This window comes from Sulfurifustis variabilis (assembly GCF_002355415.1).
GTDB lineage: Bacteria > Pseudomonadota > Gammaproteobacteria > Acidiferrobacterales > Sulfurifustaceae > Sulfurifustis > Sulfurifustis variabilis.
The window spans coordinates 3,799,270-3,816,287 of sequence record NZ_AP014936.1; the positions used below are offsets into that span (position 1 = coordinate 3,799,270).

General features: G+C 67.0%; 22 protein-coding genes and 1 riboswitch. Of the genes, 9 read left to right on the forward strand and 13 right to left on the reverse strand.

Annotated elements, in window-relative coordinates; genetic code table 11:
- The first annotated feature begins 364 nt into the window (after nucleotides 1-364).
- Both SVA_RS18460 and SVA_RS18465 read left to right on the forward strand, forming a co-directional pair.
- Nucleotides 365-946: a DsrE family protein gene (locus SVA_RS18460; RefSeq protein ID WP_096462607.1), complete on the forward strand. Its 582-nt coding sequence runs from the start codon at nucleotides 365-367 to the stop codon at nucleotides 944-946.
- Nucleotides 947-1,090: 144 nt separating this feature from the next.
- Nucleotides 1,091-1,765, forward strand: a complete 675-nt coding sequence (locus SVA_RS18465) for an SOS response-associated peptidase (protein ID WP_096462608.1) — start codon at nucleotides 1,091-1,093, stop codon at nucleotides 1,763-1,765.
- A 42-nt stretch (nucleotides 1,766-1,807) separates the two neighbouring features.
- Here SVA_RS18465 and SVA_RS18470 read toward each other — a convergent pair whose 3' ends face one another.
- Genes SVA_RS18470 through SVA_RS18480 form a run of 3 tightly spaced genes read right to left on the reverse strand, consistent with a single transcriptional unit; the run spans nucleotide 1,808 to nucleotide 3,675 of the window.
- Complete coding sequence (locus tag SVA_RS18470; RefSeq protein ID WP_096462609.1) at nucleotides 1,808-2,200, reverse strand: hypothetical protein; 393 nt, start codon at nucleotides 2,198-2,200, stop codon at nucleotides 1,808-1,810.
- Nucleotides 2,197-3,084, reverse strand: coding sequence for a sulfurtransferase (locus SVA_RS18475; RefSeq protein ID WP_096462610.1), 888 nt, complete (start codon nucleotides 3,082-3,084; stop codon nucleotides 2,197-2,199). The genes SVA_RS18470 and SVA_RS18475 overlap by 4 nt, the downstream gene beginning before the upstream one ends.
- A gap of 54 nt (nucleotides 3,085-3,138) precedes the next feature.
- A complete protein-coding gene (locus SVA_RS18480) occupies nucleotides 3,139-3,675 on the reverse strand; it encodes a thioesterase family protein (RefSeq protein ID WP_169924184.1) in 537 nt (178 codons plus the stop codon).
- A gap of 61 nt (nucleotides 3,676-3,736) precedes the next feature.
- On the opposite strand from SVA_RS18480, the gene yrfG reads away from it, so the two are divergent.
- On the forward strand, nucleotides 3,737-4,387 hold the full coding sequence (yrfG, locus tag SVA_RS18485) for a GMP/IMP nucleotidase (protein WP_096462612.1): 651 nt from the start codon (nucleotides 3,737-3,739) through the stop codon (nucleotides 4,385-4,387).
- Here yrfG and SVA_RS18490 read toward each other — a convergent pair.
- The 5 genes from SVA_RS18490 to SVA_RS18510 form a co-directional block, all read right to left on the reverse strand.
- Nucleotides 4,377-5,039 (reverse strand): TetR/AcrR family transcriptional regulator, encoded by a 663-nt coding sequence (locus SVA_RS18490; RefSeq protein WP_096462613.1) that lies wholly within the window; start codon nucleotides 5,037-5,039, stop codon nucleotides 4,377-4,379. The two genes, yrfG and SVA_RS18490, sit on opposite strands and share 11 nt — an antisense overlap.
- A gap of 91 nt (nucleotides 5,040-5,130) precedes the next feature.
- Nucleotides 5,131-5,340 (reverse strand): YgaP family membrane protein, encoded by a 210-nt coding sequence (locus tag SVA_RS18495; protein WP_096462614.1) that lies wholly within the window; start codon nucleotides 5,338-5,340, stop codon nucleotides 5,131-5,133.
- Between the two features lie 9 nt (nucleotides 5,341-5,349).
- The gene (locus SVA_RS18500) at nucleotides 5,350-6,492 is read right to left on the reverse strand and encodes an OmpP1/FadL family transporter (RefSeq protein WP_096462615.1); all 1,143 of its coding nucleotides are present in this window, start codon (nucleotides 6,490-6,492) and stop codon (nucleotides 5,350-5,352) included.
- Between the two features lie 37 nt (nucleotides 6,493-6,529).
- Nucleotides 6,530-7,144 carry a cytochrome c gene (locus tag SVA_RS18505; RefSeq protein WP_096462616.1) on the reverse strand — a complete coding sequence of 205 codons (615 nt, stop codon included), beginning with the start codon at nucleotides 7,142-7,144 and terminating at the stop codon, nucleotides 6,530-6,532.
- Between the two features lie 26 nt (nucleotides 7,145-7,170).
- Entirely contained in the window at nucleotides 7,171-7,938 is a 768-nt protein-coding gene (locus tag SVA_RS18510; RefSeq protein WP_169924185.1) for a Tll0287-like domain-containing protein, read from the reverse strand.
- 187 nt (nucleotides 7,939-8,125) lie between these two features.
- Here SVA_RS18510 and SVA_RS18515 point away from each other — a divergent pair, with 187 nt between their 5' ends.
- Nucleotides 8,126-8,707: a hypothetical protein gene (locus tag SVA_RS18515; protein ID WP_096462618.1), complete on the forward strand. Its 582-nt coding sequence runs from the start codon at nucleotides 8,126-8,128 to the stop codon at nucleotides 8,705-8,707.
- 60 nt (nucleotides 8,708-8,767) lie between these two features.
- Here SVA_RS18515 and SVA_RS18520 read toward each other — a convergent pair whose 3' ends face one another.
- Both SVA_RS18520 and SVA_RS18525 read right to left on the reverse strand, forming a co-directional pair.
- Nucleotides 8,768-9,154, reverse strand: coding sequence for a GFA family protein (locus tag SVA_RS18520; RefSeq protein ID WP_096462619.1), 387 nt, complete (start codon nucleotides 9,152-9,154; stop codon nucleotides 8,768-8,770).
- A complete protein-coding gene (locus tag SVA_RS18525) occupies nucleotides 9,154-9,603 on the reverse strand; it encodes a YkgJ family cysteine cluster protein (RefSeq protein WP_096462620.1) in 450 nt (149 codons plus the stop codon). Before SVA_RS18525 ends, SVA_RS18520 begins: the two co-directional genes overlap by 1 nt.
- A gap of 131 nt (nucleotides 9,604-9,734) precedes the next feature.
- On the opposite strand from SVA_RS18525, the gene SVA_RS18530 reads away from it, so the two are divergent.
- The gene (locus SVA_RS18530; RefSeq protein ID WP_096462621.1) at nucleotides 9,735-10,580 is read left to right on the forward strand and encodes an ATPase; all 846 of its coding nucleotides are present in this window, start codon (nucleotides 9,735-9,737) and stop codon (nucleotides 10,578-10,580) included.
- 9 nt (nucleotides 10,581-10,589) lie between these two features.
- The gene (gene metA / locus SVA_RS18535; RefSeq protein WP_096462622.1) at nucleotides 10,590-11,660 is read left to right on the forward strand and encodes a homoserine O-succinyltransferase MetA; all 1,071 of its coding nucleotides are present in this window, start codon (nucleotides 10,590-10,592) and stop codon (nucleotides 11,658-11,660) included.
- Between the two features lie 196 nt (nucleotides 11,661-11,856).
- Here the strand turns inward: metA and SVA_RS18540 are convergent, their stop codons facing one another.
- Nucleotides 11,857-12,756: a LysR family transcriptional regulator gene (locus tag SVA_RS18540; RefSeq protein ID WP_096462623.1), complete on the reverse strand. Its 900-nt coding sequence runs from the start codon at nucleotides 12,754-12,756 to the stop codon at nucleotides 11,857-11,859.
- Nucleotides 12,757-12,900: 144 nt separating this feature from the next.
- On the opposite strand from SVA_RS18540, the gene SVA_RS18545 reads away from it, so the two are divergent.
- Together SVA_RS18545 and SVA_RS18550 are read left to right on the forward strand one after the other, a co-directional pair.
- Nucleotides 12,901-13,260 (forward strand): hypothetical protein, encoded by a 360-nt coding sequence (locus SVA_RS18545; RefSeq protein WP_096462624.1) that lies wholly within the window; start codon nucleotides 12,901-12,903, stop codon nucleotides 13,258-13,260.
- A gap of 11 nt (nucleotides 13,261-13,271) precedes the next feature.
- Nucleotides 13,272-14,348 carry a sulfite exporter TauE/SafE family protein gene (locus tag SVA_RS18550; RefSeq protein ID WP_096462625.1) on the forward strand — a complete coding sequence of 359 codons (1,077 nt, stop codon included), beginning with the start codon at nucleotides 13,272-13,274 and terminating at the stop codon, nucleotides 14,346-14,348.
- Nucleotides 14,349-14,361: 13 nt separating this feature from the next.
- Here SVA_RS18550 and SVA_RS18555 read toward each other — a convergent pair whose 3' ends face one another.
- Together SVA_RS18555 and SVA_RS18560 are read right to left on the reverse strand one after the other, a co-directional pair.
- The gene (locus tag SVA_RS18555; protein WP_096462626.1) at nucleotides 14,362-14,787 is read right to left on the reverse strand and encodes a thioesterase family protein; all 426 of its coding nucleotides are present in this window, start codon (nucleotides 14,785-14,787) and stop codon (nucleotides 14,362-14,364) included.
- Nucleotides 14,788-14,945: 158 nt separating this feature from the next.
- The gene (locus SVA_RS18560; protein ID WP_096462627.1) at nucleotides 14,946-15,761 is read right to left on the reverse strand and encodes a rhodanese-like domain-containing protein; all 816 of its coding nucleotides are present in this window, start codon (nucleotides 15,759-15,761) and stop codon (nucleotides 14,946-14,948) included.
- Between the two features lie 524 nt (nucleotides 15,762-16,285).
- Between SVA_RS18560 and SVA_RS18565 the strand changes: the two genes are divergently transcribed.
- Complete coding sequence (locus tag SVA_RS18565) at nucleotides 16,286-16,789, forward strand: hypothetical protein (protein WP_096462628.1); 504 nt, start codon at nucleotides 16,286-16,288, stop codon at nucleotides 16,787-16,789.
- 132 nt (nucleotides 16,790-16,921) lie between these two features.
- A riboswitch (cyclic di-GMP riboswitch) is annotated at nucleotides 16,922-17,010 on the forward strand.
- Nucleotides 17,011-17,018 lie beyond the last annotated feature (8 nt).

Below are 17,018 nucleotides of genomic sequence, written 5' to 3' on the forward strand. Positions count from 1 at the left end.
GAAAAATACTCTAACGCCGGTGACGAGGGCGTTGCGTGCAATACCTTTCCCGCTCTTTTCTCCGTTGGCTTCGGGGTCGAGCTTTCCGCGAAGATCGATGCGCTGAAGATACAACGGCTATCGATTTCCTAGAGGCCACATCCCCTCACACCTTAGCGACTCTCGACCCGTCGAGCCGGCTTCGCCGTCGCCGCGGGAATATTAAGAAAGCCTGAAACGTCGCGCGCCCGCGTTTGCGCTGCACGGCTTTGTTTGTCACAGTCGGTGTCGACGCCGCGCGCCGGCAGATGTACTCCAGGGAAGGCAGGCGCCCAGACGGAGACGCGCTGCGCGATTCACGCACAATAACCCTCGGAGGAGCATCATGCGTTTCACCGCTGTTATCAGCGCCACCACCCTGTTGTTCGCCGCTTCCGCTCAGGCCGGGCCGAGCTCCAACAGCAACATCGCCTGCCCGGTCGGGCTGGTGAGCGGGCTCGATCTCGATACCGAATTCGGTCCGGGTACGGCCGCGCTCACGAAGTGCCTGGAGAAGCGTACCCACGTCAAACTGGTCTTCCAGATCAACCAGGCGCCGCCCTACGCGCTCGGCAACATCGCCAACGTGATCGACGACTACGAGATCACGCACGGCATGAAGGCGGGCCGCGATTACGAGATCGCCGCCATCGTGCACAGCGCCGGCGGGACGACGGTGGTGAAGAACGACGTGCTGCTCGCGCACGGCAAGCCCGGCAACCCGGGCGAGGCCCAGGTGCGGGCGCTGATCGAGCGGGGCGTGAAGTTCTACTTCTGCCAGAACACGACGCGCGCCTACCTCAAGAACGGGACGCTCACCCCCGGCAACGCGACCGCCGAGATCATCGAGGGCGTGGAGTACACGACCGCCGGCCTCTCGTCGCTGGGTGACTTCCAGAGCAGCGGCTGGACGTACGTGCAGCCGTAGACCTCTAGGAAAAGCGGCAAACCGGGCCCCGGCGGCGGATTCCGCCTCCGGGGCCTTTTTTCATACGGCTGGCTGGTGACCTCGAATTGGTGGAGCTGCCAGAATAGGTTGCTCGCCATTCCCCCTAAACACTGATCAAGTGCCATGTGCGGCCGGTTGAACGTCCACGACAGCACGGCAATCCAGAAGCTGATGTCCGGGCTCGGGCTGCCGGCGCTTCCGTCGCGGCCGCCGCGGTACAACATCACGCCGACCTCGCCCGTCGACGTCGTGCTGGCGATGGACGACATCGCCGAGATGGAGTGGGCGATCGAGTTCCGTGATTTCCGGCATCCGAACACCAAGGTGGAGACGGTGAAGCGCCGGCCGGATCTACAGAAGCTGCTGCGCGACAACCGCTGCCTCGTGCCAGTCAATCGCTTCTACGAATGGCCCGACCCGGCGGTGAGACCCAAGTGGCAGGGAATCAAGACCCGGTTCTGCATCCACACGCCGGAGGACGTCATGCTCCTCGGCGGCATTTACAGGATCAATCCGCACGGCGTCATGCAGTTCAACATCCTCACGACGGACCCCAACGAGCAGATCGCCGACTTCCACCACCGCATGCCGGTCATCGTGCCGCCCGCGAAGGCGCCGGCGTGGATGCGGAGGCGCGATCTCGCAGAGGTGTACGCGATGACCGAGCCCTATCCCAACGAGCTCATCGTCTATGAATGCGACGGATTCGTGGACAGCGGCCGCAATGACGACCCGCGATGCATGCAGCCGGCGGCGCGTACTGGCGAGCGCTCGCAACCCCAAGGACAGCTTCTCTAGCTCACCCGATGCTGCCGGATCCCCGGACAGCGAAATGGACGCTCAGTACCCGAATTCGCCCGACCAGCGCCCCCTGTAATCGAGCGAGATCCAGCGTGGCATGAATGCGGCCGCGCGCTTGAGCGGCAGCCGTTCGAGATCGGGCCGTCCCTCCACGTCGCCGACGACGCAGGCACGCGTCGTGACGGCGCGGAAGCTGACGTTGACGTTCGGGGTCAGCGCGCCGCGGGCGACGGCGTCGCGGGGCGCGGAGAGAAAATACACGCGCTTGCGCAGGAAGCAGCTGAAGTAGAGCTCCATCTCGATTTCGAGCGCCTCGCGCTGGTCGCGAAGCGCGCGCTCGGCGCGCCGGGTGAGGCGCAGGTCGAGGGTGCGGCCGCCGAGGAGCAGTTGCGGGGGAATACCGGGGTCGGCGAGCGGCCGGACGGCGTTCATGGTTCCCTCCCCTTCTTGAGCGGCGCGTCGGCGTGGGCTGCGTATTCGTTCATGGAATTGGCGTAGACCTTCACCTTATCGTAGCCGAGGCTGCGGAGCGTCAGGTACGTCTGCGCGGCGCGGTGGCCGGAGCGGCAGTAGGTGATGACGGGGCGGTCCTTCTTCACGCCGAGGGATTCGAGCGTCGGCTGCAGGGCCGCCGGCGGGCGGCGGGCGAAGCCGCGCGGGAGGTCGAGCGCCCGGTCCCACGACCAGAGCTTCGCGCCGGGGACGTGGCCGCTCCGCGGCTCTCTCGGGCTCCCGGCGTATTCCTCGTCGGAGCGCACGTCGAGCAGCAAGGGGCTGTGGCCCTCGGCGGCGCTACGCACCTCGGCAAGGGTCGCCTCGTTGTCCCGGCCCGGACCGTCGAGCGTGTACGTCGTCGGGGCCCGGGTGACCGGCTCGTTCACGACGCGCCGGCCGTTGAGCACCCAGGTCACGAGGCCGCCGTCGAGCACCGAGACCTTCGGATGGCCGATGCGCTCGAGCTCCCAGAAGAGGCGCGCGGCGTTGAGGCCGCCCATGTCGTCGTAGAGCACGACGTGACGGTCGCGCGCGATGCCGACGTTACCGAGCAGCGCCGCGAGCTCGGCATCACTAAGGCGGGTCGGGAACCTGGCCGCCGGAGGCTTCTTGACGATGGCGTCGTACGGGAGGTGCACGGCGCCGGGCAGGTGAAAGCGCAGGTACTGCGTCGGGTCGCTCATGTCCACGAGCACGACGTTCGGGTCGTCGAGCCTCGCGGCGACCCAGGCGTCGTCGACCAGTACCGGCGCGGCCTCAGCCATGGCGGCAACGAAAGCCAGGAGGACGGCGACGAGGCCTTTCGGAATGAAACGAGACATGCGCGATCTCCGTGGACGGCATGGTTCTTATGACTTGGGTCGTCGACGCGGGGTTCACCCGAGCCGGGCCGACTGCTCCTTCTTGAGCGCCGTCAGCTCCTTCCAGTGACTCACGACCGCCGGCATCTCGGGCGGAGCCAGGTCGAGACCCAGCGCCCGGGGGATGTCGGCGCTCGGCACCCGGCGCCCGCCTTTCAGGAAAAGGCCGCGGACGGTCGCGATGGCGTGCACCGTGTCGTCGCGCTCGAAGCGCTGCTCTATATAGAAGTACTTCTCGTCCCAGGTGAGCAGGCGCGTCACGAGCTCGAACCTCTGGAAGGGGTCGAGCGGCCGGATGTAGTTGATCTCGGCCGCCGAGAGGACCGGGGCCCAGCGGTTCTTGAGCAGCAGGCGGCCCATGCCGTTCTGGGCGATCAGGTGCAGCCGGCCGAGGTCCATGAACGTGAGGTAGCGGCCGTTGTTCATGTGGAGATTGAGGTCGCAGTCCAGGGGCCAGACGCGGAACGCGATCCGGGACTCCGCGAACACGTCGCGGCGCGCCACGAACGGCAGCAGCAGGAGCAGCTTCAGGAAACGGAGATAAAGGTTCACGCGGTCGGCATCCTCGCACTTATAATAACGGCCCCATCCGAAACTGCCACGAGACACCCCGATGGTCGCCTGGGACGCGGTCGAGACGCTGCTGCTCGACATGGACGGCACGCTGCTCGACCTGCACTACGACAACCACTTCTGGCTCGAGCACGTGCCGCTGCGATACGCCGAGAGCCGCGGCCTGGATCCGGTGGCCGCCAAGCAAGAGCTCCTCGAGCGCTACAAGCGCGCGGAAGGCACGCTCGACTGGTACTGCGTCGACTACTGGACGCGCGAGCTCGGGCTCGACATCCCGCTGCTCAAGCAGGAGGTCGAGCACCTGATCGCGGTGCACCCGCACGTGATCGACTTCCTTCACGCCGTGCGGGCGCGCGGCAAGCGCATCCTCCTGGTCACGAACGCCCACGGCAAGGCGATCGACCTCAAGTTCCGGCGCACGCAACTCGGGGGGCACTTCGACGCGGTCGTGTGCGCGCACGACCTGCGCGTGCCGAAGGAGCACGCCGGTTTCTGGCACAAGCTCCGGACGCTGCACCCGTTCGAGAACGAGCGGGCCCTGCTCGTGGACGACAGCCTGCCGGTGCTGCGCGCGGCGAAGGCCTACGGAATCGCCCAGGTCCTGGCGGTGAAGCGGCCCGACTCGAAGCAGCCGGAGAAGGCCATCGCCGAGTTCCCGGCGATCGCGAGCTTTCTCGACATCATGCCCTGACGCGCCGGCCCGTTCCCGAAACGGCCTCGCGCGCCGCCCAGCCTTCGATCATCGCGGCGATGATCGTCTCCGACTGCGCGGCGAGATCGAAGCGCCGGTTCGAGAGGATCCAGCGGAAAGCGAGGCCCTGCACGGCGGCGATCAGCAGGCAGGCGTGCTCCTCGGGCTGGATGTCGCGGCGCACTTCCCCGGCGGCCTGCGCGGCCGCGAGCAGGCCCGTCAGGAACTCCAGAAAGCCCTTCACCATGCGATTCATGCGATCGCGCAGCTTCGGGTCGCCGCTCTGCAGCTCCTCGGAAAACAGCAGGCGCGGGATGCCGGGCTGACGCTCGATGAAGCGCAGGTGGAAGCGGATGACCGTCTTCAGCCGCTCGAGCGGCGAGAGGCCCTGGAGGTCAAGCTCTTTCAGTCCCTCGCGCAGGCGCTGCTCGATCGTGTCGACGAGCGCGATGAGGACGTGGCTCTTGGTGCCGAAGTGCAGGAAGAGCGTGGGCTGCGCGATGCCCACGGCCTGCGAGAGCGAGCGCGTGGTGAGCCCGGAGACGCCGCCCCGCCGGATGATGTCCCAGGCCGCCTCGATGATGTCGTGGCGGCGGACCTCCCCCGACTGGCGGCCGTTTCGCTTCCTGAAGGGTTTTTTCGTGCGCGGCATGGCCCTATCCCTGGCGCGCGACTTTAGCACAAAAGGATCGGCCGTCCCTGGCCGAAAAGCGCGGCGTGAGCGCCGCCAGAGGAGAGACGATTCAGCCGCAGCAGCCGCGCGCGTCGGCCTTGCCGTTCAGGCGCGTGAGCATCCACGCGAGCGGGCAGAAACCGGTGATGCCGCTCTGCGCGAGGTTCGCGCCGACGAAGACCGGCAGCCACACCCAGTTCGGATGCACGAAGTGCGCGAGACCGATCCCGGCGAGCACCATGCTGCCGGCGGCGAAGTGGACGATGCGATCGACGTTCATGGCTGTCTCCTAGTACTTGTAAGTGACCTGCAGGTTGAGGATGTTCTGCTCCAGCTCGATCACCTGCAGCGGCGCGGTGTTCGACTTCACCTCGTTGTTGAACGCGTGCATGTACGAGAGCGAGCCGTACACCTTCTGGCCGAGCCGGCGCGTCGCCCCGAGCGAGACGTGCTTCTCGACCACGGCGAGCGAGCCGATGTTGTTCGCCACGTCCTCGGGCCCGATGGGCGACTCGCCGTAGTTGAACCCGGCGCGCACCGTGGTCTTGGCGTTCACGGTTTTCTGGATGCCCACGGCGTACACCGTCTGGTCCTCCCAGCCGAAGTTGAGCGTGGAAGTCCCGGACGGGCCCTCGAGGTCCACGCGGTCGAGCACGTCGCCGAAGTAGATCCGCTTCACGTCGAACTCGACCAGCAGGCCGGGGTTGGGCTGGAACGCGAGACCCACGGCAAGCTGCCGAGGCGCGTTCATCTGCATCTCGAAGCGGCCGGTCTGCGTGTTCCACTTGAAGTCGCCCATTTCCTGCTCGCTGATCCACGCGGCGCCGAGCTGCAGCCGGTCGGTGAGCTTGTACGTGAGGCCGGCCGAGACGCCCCAGCCGAACACCTGGTTCTGCGGCAGCTGGAACGCCGGCGTGGACATCGCGAGGCTCTGGTAGTCGAAGTTGAGGGCCGCGCCGAGGGACAGGCGGTCGTTCACCCGGTAACCGAAGCCCGGGGCGATCTTGTAGAACTGCTTGGTGGTCACGATCGCCTGGGTGCCCGGCATGGGGCTGACGTCGGCGAAGTCGACCCCCATTCCGGAAAGCCCGCCCATCCCCATCCCGAAATACAGGCGGTCGTTCACGTTGAACGCGACGGCGCCGCCGGGCATGAGATAGAGCTCCGAGTCGCTCTCGAAGCCGTTCGCCTGGCGCTTCGGGTTCAGGAAACCGAAACCGAGGTCGGTGCGGACCTCCTCGATGCCGAGGTTCGTGAGGCCCGCGGGGTTGGTGAGCACCGTCCCGGCGTCCTGCGGCGAGGCGACCACCGCGCCGGCCATGCCCCACTGCACGGCCGTCACGCCGATCATCTGATCGCCGTTCGTCGCCCACGCGGACGCGGCGGCGAGGCAGGACGCGCCGAGCGCGCCCCCGATCACGTACTTGCGCATGTGTACTCCTCCTCCAATACCGGTGGTTCTGTCCGGGTCATTTCACGAGGTTCGCCGATACGCCCGGCTTGCCCCGGAACTTCTGGTGGCACGCGACGCAGCCGACCATGATGTCGGAGAGGCGCGCGGCGGCGCCCGCCATGTCGCCCTTGTCGGCCGCGACCGCGAGCTTGAGCGCGTTGCCCTCCACGGCGTCGTTCATCGTCTGGAGCACCCCGAGGTCTGCGTCGTTCACCTGGTCCAGCGCGAAGTACGGAAGCAGTCCGCCCTTCGGGATGCGATGGCCTGCGAGGCGCCTCGCGCTGTCGGCCGCCTGTTCCGCGTTGTCGGCGGCGATACCGCTGACGATGCTTTCGTAGTCCGCGAGCACTTCCTGCATGACCTGACGCAGCGTCAGCTCCTTGCTCCGTCGGGGATGCTGGTCGTGCAGCTTCTTCATCATGGCCTTGGTCTGCGGCGACAGCGCCATGACCTTCTGGCGCAGCTCGGGCGTGTAGCTCAGCACGCGCTCGCGCTCCTCGGGCGGCATCTTCTGGAGCTGGGCCTGCATCTCCTTCGGCGGGGACGCGCCCTGCGCGTGGACGATCAGCGGGGCAATGGATGCCGCGAGCACGAGCAGGGCGGTGCGGCACGAACGGTGGCGCGGGGGCATGGAAGTTCTCCGTTGTGGGATCGGGTTCAGTCGGTGACGGGCACGGCAACGCTGATGAGGCCGAACACGTCGCCCTCTTTCAGGCCATCCTTCTCGTAGCCGAGGATGTCGCGCTCGCCTTTCGGCTCGCCGTGACAGGCGAGGCAGGGCTTCATCAGGGGGACGGGTTCGTAGTAGCGGTACACCTTCTGCTTGCCCATCATCGCGAACTCGCCGAAAGGCCTGCCGCCGAAACCGGCGGACGTCGCCCGCACGAGCGCCTTGCGGTCGAGCTCGTCGGGTCTGTTGGCGGGATGGCGATAGGCGCGAGACGGCTGGCGCGTCACGATACCGGTGCGCGTGTTGAGCAAATCGCCGGTTTCACGCGCCCACTTCGCCGGGAGGAAGTTCTTCCAGCCCACGCCCTTCACGTTCAGACGGTCCTGGTTGTTGTCGATGCTCTGCTTGCCGGCCCAGAGCAGCTTCTCGAGGATCGGCTTCTGCTCGGGCGTGAGGCCCATCAGCTCGGGCTCCAAAGTCGCCTTCCAGTGCGCCATGAAGTAGTCGCCGGTGAAGCCCTTGTCGCCGAGCTTCGGGTCGGTGAGCTTGCCCATGTGGCCGAAAATCACGAGGCGGCCCTTCGCGAGCGCCTTGGCGATCAGCTCTGCGGTGGCCTGGCCTTGCGCGGTCGGGACTTTGTCGATGAAGAGCGACTCGGGTTGCCCTCCGCGCGCCGCGTCCCCGATTTCCGCCTGCACCGTGACCGAAGCGACGGCCGCCAGGCCGGCGAGCAGTCCGCGGGACATGGGTCGCATGGTGTGGTCCTCCCCGTGTGGTTGCGATCGCATGATTATATGATCGTATGATCACATCAAGCGCCCGCGAAGTGCAAGACCGACATCGCCTTCGGGAATCATTCCAGAATGAGAACGAGTCGAGGCGGACGAACCGGTGCGCTATGATCCTGCGATCGGCATCACGTCGTTACGTCACGGAGGGATCATGCGACGCCTGACACTCATCCTCGCTTTCGGGCTCGCGCTGGGGGCCTGCCAGACGGCGCGCTACGAAGGCGACGTGTCCTCCCCCTACTACGCCCCGCCGGCCGGCACGCGCGTGATCCTGAACCGCGAGATCACGATCCCGTCCGAACAGGTGAGCGTCATGCTCCAGAACGGAGAGATCGTGCGGGCGGGTGAGATCAACACCTACCATCCGCACTGCAAGTTCGAGGTGCGCCGCCGACTCGAGGTAGCGCAGGCCGTGAAGCCCGACGATTTTCTCGTGACCCGCGTCGAGCGCAGTCTGCTGCACAGCGTCGACGCGGGCGCGGTGCTGCACGCGCGCGTGTCCGTCGGCATCGGCATCGGTATCGGCGTGGGCGGGGGCGTGAACGGCGACGGGCCGAGCGTGCAGACGTACGCGACGCGCATGAACCTGCATTCGGACAGGCAGCCGGACGTCCTCCGCCTGACGTGCGGCCAGTGGGGCTACCCGTACGACGGCGAGCACGTGAGCGTGAACGGAATGCGCAAGGCGCTCGGTGACGTCATCACGCTGAAGTTGCCGGTGCCGAAGGGCTGACGCGGAGACGCGTTCTCCGCGCGCACGTGCGGGGCGTATTCGATAAGCGGCCGGGAACCGCTATTCGCGCGACAGCGGCGCGAGGCGCGCGGCGTTCTCCTCCCAGTGCCGGCCGTCGAAAGGCTCGACGGTCATGCGCCGGACGGTGCCGGGCTCCAGGCAGCGGGCGTTGACGCTGTAGCCGTCGGGATTGGAGCGCGGCACGTAGAACGACTTGATGCCGCAGGTCCTGCAGAAACGGTGCTTCGCGGTGCGCGTGCCGAACGTGTAGGTGGCGAGCCGGTCCTCACCCCGGAGCAGGCGGAAGCGCGCGGCGGGTACGATCAGGTGAAGGTAGCCGGACTTCGAGCAGATCGAGCAGTTGCACTCGGTCACCACCAGCTCGGCCGGCGCCTCCACCTCGAACTGCACGGCGCCGCAGTGACACCCGCCGCGGTGGGTCGCCATCAGGCCTTCTTCGCAGCATTGACGGCGGCCGGCTTGAAACGCCGGTCCCAGTTTTTGAAGCGCTTGCGGCAGTACTTGAGCAGCGCCTCGTAGTCCGGGAAATAGAGCTCGAAGTCGCCCTCGCCGGCAGGCCCGTCGAACTCGCAGTCGTCGTTCTTGTGGTCGCGGCAGACCTGCGGGCGGTTCTCGTAGATGCCGCATCGCCCGTCCGGCTGCAGGTGGCGGCAGGTGTTATTGACCAGGAGGAACCAGCCTTCGCTGTCCTTGTAGAGCTGGGTGTTGACGTGGGAGATCTGCCAGATGAGCAGATCGAAGTCTTCCATCGAGCGCGGTGCGTCGATCTGCTGGGTCAGGTAGGTGCAGCAGGTGGACCCCTTGCAGAAGCTGCACTTGTTTTCCGGCGTGATCTTCACGTCGCCCGCCGGCCTGATGGGTATCACGGTGGTCATACAGGTTCTTCTCGGGCCAAAGAGCGCGCCATTATAGAGGCGCACTTCGAGCAAGACGAGGCGCGGGAGCCTCGCCACATTCCCCTAACCCCGGGATACAATAGGGAAATGCTCAAACCGTCGTTCGCCCGATGAAGCTCTCCCCGGCCGCCTTCCGCGAATGGGAGTACAAGCGCATCACCCTGCTCGGCATGTCGGGCGTGGGGAAGACGCGCCTGGCCGTGCGCCTGCGCCGCCAGAACTGGTTTCACTACTCGGGCGACTACCGGATCGGCACGCGCTACCTCGACGAGCCGATCCTCGACAACATCAAGAGCCAGGCGATGCAGATCCCGTTCCTGCGCGAGCTGCTGCGCTCGGACTCGATCTACATCGAGAACAACATCACGGTCGACAACCTCCGGCCGGTCTCGAGCTTTCTCGGCAAGCTCGGAAACCCGGAACAGGGCGGCCTCGGGCTCAGGGAGTTCAAGCGGCGCCAGGCGCTGCACCGGCAGGCGGAGATCGCGGCGATGCGCGACGTGCCGGAGTTCATCGGCAAGGCGCACGACATCTACGGCTATCGCCACTTCGTCAACGACGCCGGCGGCAGCGTGTGCGAGCTCGAGGACGACGCGGTTCTCGAGATCCTCGCCGCGCAGACGCTCATCCTCTACATCAAGGCGACCGAAACGGACGAGCACGCGCTGATCCGCCGCGCGGAGGAGGATCCCAAGCCGCTCTACTACCGGGACGCCTTCCTCGACGAGCAGCTCGCCGTGTACCTGCGCGAGCACGATCTCGACTACGTGGCGCAGATCGAGCCGGACGCCTTCGTGCGCTGGATGTTTCCCCGGCTCTTCTACTCGCGCCTGCCGCGCTACGAGGCGATCGCCCGGGAATACGGTTACACCGTCACCACGGAGGAGCTGGCGGCGGTCGAGGACGAAGAGGATTTCCTCGCCGTCGTGGAGCGCGCGATCGCGCGCGGACGCTGAGGGGGCAGGATGCCGCTCGTTGCCAGCACCGATCTGCCGACCTTCGATCGTCTCCGCCAGGAGGGCGAGACCGTGCTCGCGCGCGACGTCGCGCTGCACCAGGACATCCGCGAGCTGCACATCGGCCTGCTCAACATGATGCCGGACGCCGCGCTCGCCGCCACCGAGCGCCAGTTCTTCCGGCTCGTGGGCGAGTCGAACCAGATCGCGCAGTTCTACATGCACCCGTTCACGCTGAAGGAGCTCCGGCGCGGCGCGGAAGCGACCGCCTACGTGAAGCGCTACTACGAAACCTTCGACGAGATTCGGGAGCGCGGGCTGGATGCGCTCATCATCACCGGCGCGAACGTGACCCAGCCCGATCTCGCGCTCGAGCCCTTCTGGAAGCCGCTTAACGGGGTGATCGACTGGGCGTACGAAAACGTCACCTCGACGCTGTGCTCGTGCCTCGCGACCCACGCGGTCATGGAGTTCCGCTACGGCAAGAAGCGCCGGCACCAGGGTTTCAAGCGCTGGGGCGTGTACTCGCACCGGGTCACCGACCGCAAGCACCCGCTGGTCGCCGGCGTGAACACGCGCTTCGACGTGCCGCACTCGCGCTTCAACGACGTCTCGCGCGCGCAGTTCGAGCAGGCGGGCCTGCACGTGCTCGCCGAGAGCGAGGTCGCGGGCGTGCACCTCGCGGTGAGCGAAGACCTGTTCCGCATCGTCTTTTTCCAGGGACACCCCGAGTACGACATCAACAGCCTGCTCAAGGAGTACAAGCGCGAGGTCGGCCGCTTCGCCAAGGGCGAGATCGGGGACTACCCGCCGTTTCCGGAGAACTATTTCACGCCGCAGACCCAGGCGATCCTCGAGGAGCACCAGGAGCGGGTGGCCGCTGCGCGCCGCAACGGGACCCCGGTGCCTCAGCTGCCCGAGTCGCTGCTCGCCGGCGGGCTCGACAACACCTGGCACGATACCGCGGAGGCGGTGATCAACAACTGGATCGGACGGGTTTACCAGCTCACGAACATCGACCGCCGCCTTCCCTTCGCCGAGGGCGTGGATCCGGCCGACCCGCTGGGGCTCAAGGCCTAGCGGCCGGATGAAGTCCTTTGCTCGCCCTTTCCCTCGACGGGAAAGGATCGGGAGAGGGTGTGGCTCAGGGATCGCGCATCACGCCGTGATTCGGGGCGACACGTTCGCCTCCCCACTCCTGCGGGGAAAGGGAAACCATAAATAGGACCGTTTTGGACAGACGGCTGGGCCGCGTCTTTTCCGGCGGTGATCGCGCTCAGGCCTTCTCCCGCAGCAGCGCAATGAACGCCTCGGCCACCGGATGGTCGAGATTCGCGCGGTGTCGCGCGATCCACAGCACGCGCATGATGCGAAAGCCCGTGACCTTGAGCCGCGCCAGCCGACCCTGCGCGACCCGCTCGATGACCGCGAAACGCGGAAGGAAGCTCACGTGGCGCCCGCGCGAGAGGATCTCCACGATCGCGTCGGTCGAACCCACTTCCATGGCCACGTTCACGCGCTCGATCCCGATGCGCCGCAATGCCTCGTCGAGCGTATCGCGGATCGCGGAGCGGCGCTCGCGCAGGACGTAGTTGAGCTGCGGCACCTGTTCCACGGGCAGGAGCTCGGTGCCGGCGAGCGGATGCTGCGGGCCGCACACCAGCCAAAGCTCGTCCTCCATCCACTTCTGGACGAGGATGTCGGGATGGTCCGGTGCGCTCTCGAGGAGCGCGAGGTCGGTGACGCCGCTGGCGAGGCGTGTCTGGATGCGCCGGCCGTACCCCATGCGCGAGTTCACCCGGTAATCGGGAAACCGCTCCGAGAACTGCAGCAGCAGGCTGGGGAGCAGATGCTCGCCGATCGCGAAGGTCACCTCGAGCCGCAGGGTAGTCTGTCCGGACGCCACGCTCTGGAGGTCCTCGCGCAGCGCAAAATGGCGGTCGAGCGTCTGGACCGCGAGGAGGTAGACCTTCTCGCCCGCCGGCGTCAGCCGCAGTCGTCCGCCCACCCGCTCCATCAGCCGCACGCCGTAGCAGGCCTCGAGCGTCTTGAGGCGCTTCGTCACGGCCGGCTGGCCGATGCGCAGCACCCGGGCGGCCTCGATCACGCCACCCTTCTCGACGACGGCGCGCAGCGCCGCCCATCCGTCCAGCTCGGGCAGGAATTTATATTCCATTAAAGAATATGTTGCACGCGCGTTTCATTGGAAGCGCTGCATCGGATCGTACAGAATGAGTTTGCGTTGCCGGTTTCGCTGCTCGTTCGAGTAGTCTGCCGTCCCGCATTTTAATTGCCTCAGGGAATATTGTCCTTTGCTTCAATGAATGTCAGCAGCGGCATCAAGGTTTCCGGCCCGCCGGCCCGGCATGGCGGGGCCCCGGTAGCGGCGCGGACCCCGGAGTCCGACTCGCCCGCGGCTCCCGGGCTCAACGCGGTCATTGACCCCCGGCCCGCGATCGCCGAACGGCTGGCCGCCACGGCCCTGGGCGGGCTGAGCATCGCGCTGTACGCCGTCCTATTCTGGTTCGACGAGGAGCTCATCGAGCTCGCCCAGTCGACCCGCCGCGGGGACAAGCGGTTCTTCTTCGTGCCGATCGCCGTGGCGCTTCTCTTCTCCTTCGTGCACGGCGCCTTCACCGGCCGTTTCTGGGACGTCCTGGGCCTGAAGGCAAGAACCTAAACCGGGGCCGCGTGGACGCGATTCCCTTCCTCCCGCTCGACCCCCTCAGCATCCTGCTGCTGTTCGTCGTCGGATTCATCGGCGGCATGGTGAGCGGCTTCATCGGCTCCGGCGGCGCCTTCGTGCTGACGCCCGCGATGATGAGCCTCGGCGTGCCGGGCGTCGTCGCGGTGGCGAGCAACATGGCCCACAAGTTTCCGAAGGCGCTGGTCGGCGCCATGAAGCGCGCGCGATACGGGCACGTGGACGTCAAGCTCGGGATCGTGCTCGGCATCTTCGCCGAGGGCGGCGTGTTCGCGGGCAAGGAAATCATGACCCGTCTGCGCGCGGTGTACGGCGATACGGGAACCGACCTCTACGTCTCGGCGATCTTCGTCGTCGTGCTCGCCGTCGTGGGCGGGCTCGTGCTGCGCGACGCGCTGCTCAACCGGTCGAGCCGTCCGGCGGGCACGCGCCAGGCGCTGCCCGCGGCCGCCCGCTGGGTCCGCTCGGTGCGCATCCCCGGCACCATGATGCGCTTCAAGTCGATGAACAACGCCGAGGTGTCGCTGCTTCTGGTCGCGCCCCTCGGCTTCGCCACCGGCCTGCTCGCGGCCTCGATCGCGGTCGGCGGCTTCGTCGGCGTCCCGGCGATGATCTACCTGCTGGGCGTGCCGGCGATCATGGCGACGGCGACCGAGCTGGTGGTGGCGTTCGTCATGGGGCTGGGCGGGAGCCTCTTCTACGCGTGGGAGGGTTTCGTCGACATCCGCCTCGCGATGATCATCCTCGCGGGCTCGCTGTTCGGCATCCAGATCGGGGCGATCGCGACGACCTACGTCCGCGAGCAGCTGGTGAAGCTCGTGATGGGGATGATCATGGTGGTCGTGCTGTTCAGCCGGCTGTTCAAGATGCCCGTCTACCTCGCCGACCTCGGGGCCGTCCCGGCGCTCTCGCCCTCGCTGCACGGCGCCCTGGACGCGCTGAGCGTGGCGACCCTCGCGCTTGCGCTTCTCGCCGGCGCCGGCGCCATCCTCATCGCGCTGGCGCGCGGCATTGCCGCCCATCGCCGGCGCCACGGCATGCTGGAGCCCGCGGCCGTCGACTGAGTCGGGCGCGCGGTCAGGGGGCGCGCGAACGCTTCTGTCTCACCTTGTCGCCGAACTTCTCGGCGAGAATCACGAACCGCTCGTGGGTGCCGCGGCTGATCACGTCGATTCCGTCGCTCGCCTCGACCTCGAACACGAGCCGGCGCCCGTCCACCTCGGCGAGCCGCACGCGCGCCACGACCTCGAGCCCGGGAGGCGTCGCGGCGACGTGGCTGACGTTCACGTGCGTGCCGACGGTCTGCTCGAGCGGCCAGTCGAGGTGCGGGTTGACGGCCTGGATGCACGCCCACTCGATGAAGCCGACCAGGAAGCCGGTCGCGAAAACCTCGGGCATCACCTGAAACTCCGGCGCCTCGCGGTAGAGATGCGGGACGGTCTTCGTGTCCGGAACCCGAAAGCGCAGGGTGTGCTCAAGTCCCGGTTTGAGCGATTCCTTCATGCAGACCTCGACTGACGGGCAGCGCCTTGGCCCCGGGGCTTCCTGCGTACGGGGCACGCGCTGCCTGGAATGCGGGCCCGGGGAAGATAGCGCCTGTGGGTGCGGCCACGCAACGGCAGGCCGCGCCGCGGGGCGGCCCGGTCGCAACCGCGCTCCGGTCAGGAGTCGAATTTCGGCAACTTGAGCTTGCCGAACTTGGCCTCGTGGTAGCCCTCCGCGCCGCCGTCCATGAAGTAGTAGTTCTTCACGCCTTCCTTCTCGAGGTAGTACTGAAACCACGGCGCCTGCTTGCCGACCTTGTCGTAGACCAGCAGCGGCTTGTCGCTGCGTTTCGCCCTGGCGACCACTTCGGCGATCTTCGCGCGATCGTCGAGCGGCGCGCGCTCCTCCTTGAAGGGAAAGAGCGCGACGTCCCGCTGGCGCAGGTCGCGGATGTCGAGCACGATCGCGGCGCCCTTCTCCACCCGCGCCTCGAAATCGGCGGCGGAGATCACGCGGGCCTTGTACGCCTCCTTGTCGATGAGGTCGCTCGGGGCGATCGGGCTGCGGCCGAGCAGCACGCTCGCCTCCGGGTACTTCCGCGTCCAGACGTCGAGGCCCGCGTCGTAGGCGTACACGTTGGTCACGCCGGCGTTGATGGCGTACTCGGCGGCCTCGTACGATTTTTTGCACGTCGTGCCGTTGCAGTAGAAAACGATCGGCCTCGCCGACTGCTTGCGCAACTCGAGCGCCGCGGCCGGGAGCTTGTCCTTGCTGAGCGGAATGTGAAGCGCGCCCTTGATGTGCAACGTGTCGTACTCGTAGCGCGATCGCACGTCGACGAGCGCGACTCGCTCCAGCTGGCCGTGCAGCGACTCGGCCTCGATGATCGGCACGTGCTTGTACCTGGCGCGATGCGGGTACTTCGCCTGGTCGGCCTGGGCGGCGCCGACGAATCCCAGGATGACCAGAATGGATGTGAGCGACTTTTTCATTTTCGATGCCTTCGGCGTTGAGTGTGAGTGGTGGTCGCATTCCGTCGCCGTCGTGCGGCTCGCCGGTTTCGGCGCGCCTCCCCCGGGCCCGTTTTAGAGCAATTCTCATGCCCGCCGGTGGAGACGCGTTCGATCAACCGTTTGGGCTACTTCTGACCGGACACGAAAAAGAAAGCATGCGGCTTGGAGGCGCGTGCTTGTCGCAGGACGTCACGCTCCCGCGATTTATGAGCGGATAACCGATTGTTATGACGCCTACCGGAGTACTCCTTCGCCTTAGGACGGCCACCGCTCGACTGCTCATAGCCCTGTCTTGTTTGGGCGCGCGCAGCCGGCGGCTTCCGCGATCGCACGACGACCAAAGCCTGTCCGCGCGGCGTGAAGTTGCTGACCTGACGAACTCCTGCGTTGCAGCGCACGCTCCTCGACCCGCTTCCCTTCGTGGCTTTTCCGGCGCTTCTCAGCGCATTCCACGATTGTTCGCTTCTTCGGCGTGTGCTTCGATGCGGCACGGAGGTGCGGAGATGAACAGGGACGTCACCCGCCGGACGCTGTGCGTCGCGCTGGCCAGCGTACTGGCATTGCCGCTCGGCCCCACAGCGCATGCGATCGATCTCTACGCGCGCGCCATCGGCGATCCGTACTCCTACCAACCCGAACGGGCACCGCCGCCCGAGCCGGTCCCCGCGGCACCGGCGCCGGCCGCGGAGGAATCGCTTCCCGCACTGGGCGGCGAAGAGGCAACGGGCGCGAGCCCGGCGGAGAGCGGCGGATGGTCCTGGGGCCGCGTGCTCGTGGGGATCGCGGTCGTCGGCGCGATGGCGGCGCTGGCCAGCAAGAGCGGCGGAGGTGGCCAGGTGAACGTCGACAGCGGTTCCGTCGGCAGTGTGGGCACCACGACCCCGACCGCTCCCGAAGCCGGTTCGGGCGGCGGCGACACCGGCTCGGGACCTCTGCCGACGCTCCCGCTCCCGGGCGGCGATGACGACGACGATGACGACGACCGGAAGGGCAAGAAACGACGGTAGACGACGCGCTTTCCCGAGCACGTGATCCCCCGTCCTCCCTCCCGCTGACCCGACAACAGATCGACCTGCCTACCGGCGTTCCCTGATTGCTGGCACGCTGCTTGCAATCCTTTCCTGCGGCGCATCGGCGCCAACCGACAAAGGCTACCTCGCGCGAAAGCGCGGGGGCGCAAAGTCACCGGTCTACCGGGCCTCGGCCCCAGGACAGCGGGACTGCCGGACGGAGCGA

What these genes read in the sequence shown, in the direction of transcription:
- SVA_RS18460 (WP_096462607.1), top strand. Translation starts at nt 365, where the DNA reads ATGCGTTTCACCGCTGTTATCAGCGCCACCACCCTGTTGTTCGCCGCT.
- SVA_RS18465 (WP_096462608.1), top strand. Translation starts at nt 1,091, where the DNA reads ATGTGCGGCCGGTTGAACGTCCACGACAGCACGGCAATCCAGAAGCTG.
- SVA_RS18470 (WP_096462609.1), bottom strand. Translation starts at nt 2,200, where the DNA reads ATGAACGCCGTCCGGCCGCTCGCCGACCCCGGTATTCCCCCGCAACTG.
- SVA_RS18475 (WP_096462610.1), bottom strand. Translation starts at nt 3,084, where the DNA reads ATGTCTCGTTTCATTCCGAAAGGCCTCGTCGCCGTCCTCCTGGCTTTC.
- yrfG (WP_096462612.1), top strand. Translation starts at nt 3,737, where the DNA reads ATGGTCGCCTGGGACGCGGTCGAGACGCTGCTGCTCGACATGGACGGC.
- SVA_RS18490 (WP_096462613.1), bottom strand. Translation starts at nt 5,039, where the DNA reads ATGCCGCGCACGAAAAAACCCTTCAGGAAGCGAAACGGCCGCCAGTCG.
- SVA_RS18495 (WP_096462614.1), bottom strand. Translation starts at nt 5,340, where the DNA reads ATGAACGTCGATCGCATCGTCCACTTCGCCGCCGGCAGCATGGTGCTC.
- SVA_RS18500 (WP_096462615.1), bottom strand. Translation starts at nt 6,492, where the DNA reads ATGCGCAAGTACGTGATCGGGGGCGCGCTCGGCGCGTCCTGCCTCGCC.
- SVA_RS18505 (WP_096462616.1), bottom strand. Translation starts at nt 7,144, where the DNA reads ATGCCCCCGCGCCACCGTTCGTGCCGCACCGCCCTGCTCGTGCTCGCG.
- SVA_RS18510 (WP_169924185.1), bottom strand. Translation starts at nt 7,938, where the DNA reads ATGCGACCCATGTCCCGCGGACTGCTCGCCGGCCTGGCGGCCGTCGCT.
- SVA_RS18515 (WP_096462618.1), top strand. Translation starts at nt 8,126, where the DNA reads ATGCGACGCCTGACACTCATCCTCGCTTTCGGGCTCGCGCTGGGGGCC.
- SVA_RS18520 (WP_096462619.1), bottom strand. Translation starts at nt 9,154, where the DNA reads ATGGCGACCCACCGCGGCGGGTGTCACTGCGGCGCCGTGCAGTTCGAG.
- SVA_RS18525 (WP_096462620.1), bottom strand. Translation starts at nt 9,603, where the DNA reads ATGACCACCGTGATACCCATCAGGCCGGCGGGCGACGTGAAGATCACG.
- SVA_RS18530 (WP_096462621.1), top strand. Translation starts at nt 9,735, where the DNA reads ATGAAGCTCTCCCCGGCCGCCTTCCGCGAATGGGAGTACAAGCGCATC.
- metA (WP_096462622.1), top strand. Translation starts at nt 10,590, where the DNA reads ATGCCGCTCGTTGCCAGCACCGATCTGCCGACCTTCGATCGTCTCCGC.
- SVA_RS18540 (WP_096462623.1), bottom strand. Translation starts at nt 12,756, where the DNA reads ATGGAATATAAATTCCTGCCCGAGCTGGACGGATGGGCGGCGCTGCGC.
- SVA_RS18545 (WP_096462624.1), top strand. Translation starts at nt 12,901, where the DNA reads ATGAATGTCAGCAGCGGCATCAAGGTTTCCGGCCCGCCGGCCCGGCAT.
- SVA_RS18555 (WP_096462626.1), bottom strand. Translation starts at nt 14,787, where the DNA reads ATGAAGGAATCGCTCAAACCGGGACTTGAGCACACCCTGCGCTTTCGG.
- SVA_RS18560 (WP_096462627.1), bottom strand. Translation starts at nt 15,761, where the DNA reads ATGAAAAAGTCGCTCACATCCATTCTGGTCATCCTGGGATTCGTCGGC.
- SVA_RS18565 (WP_096462628.1), top strand. Translation starts at nt 16,286, where the DNA reads ATGAACAGGGACGTCACCCGCCGGACGCTGTGCGTCGCGCTGGCCAGC.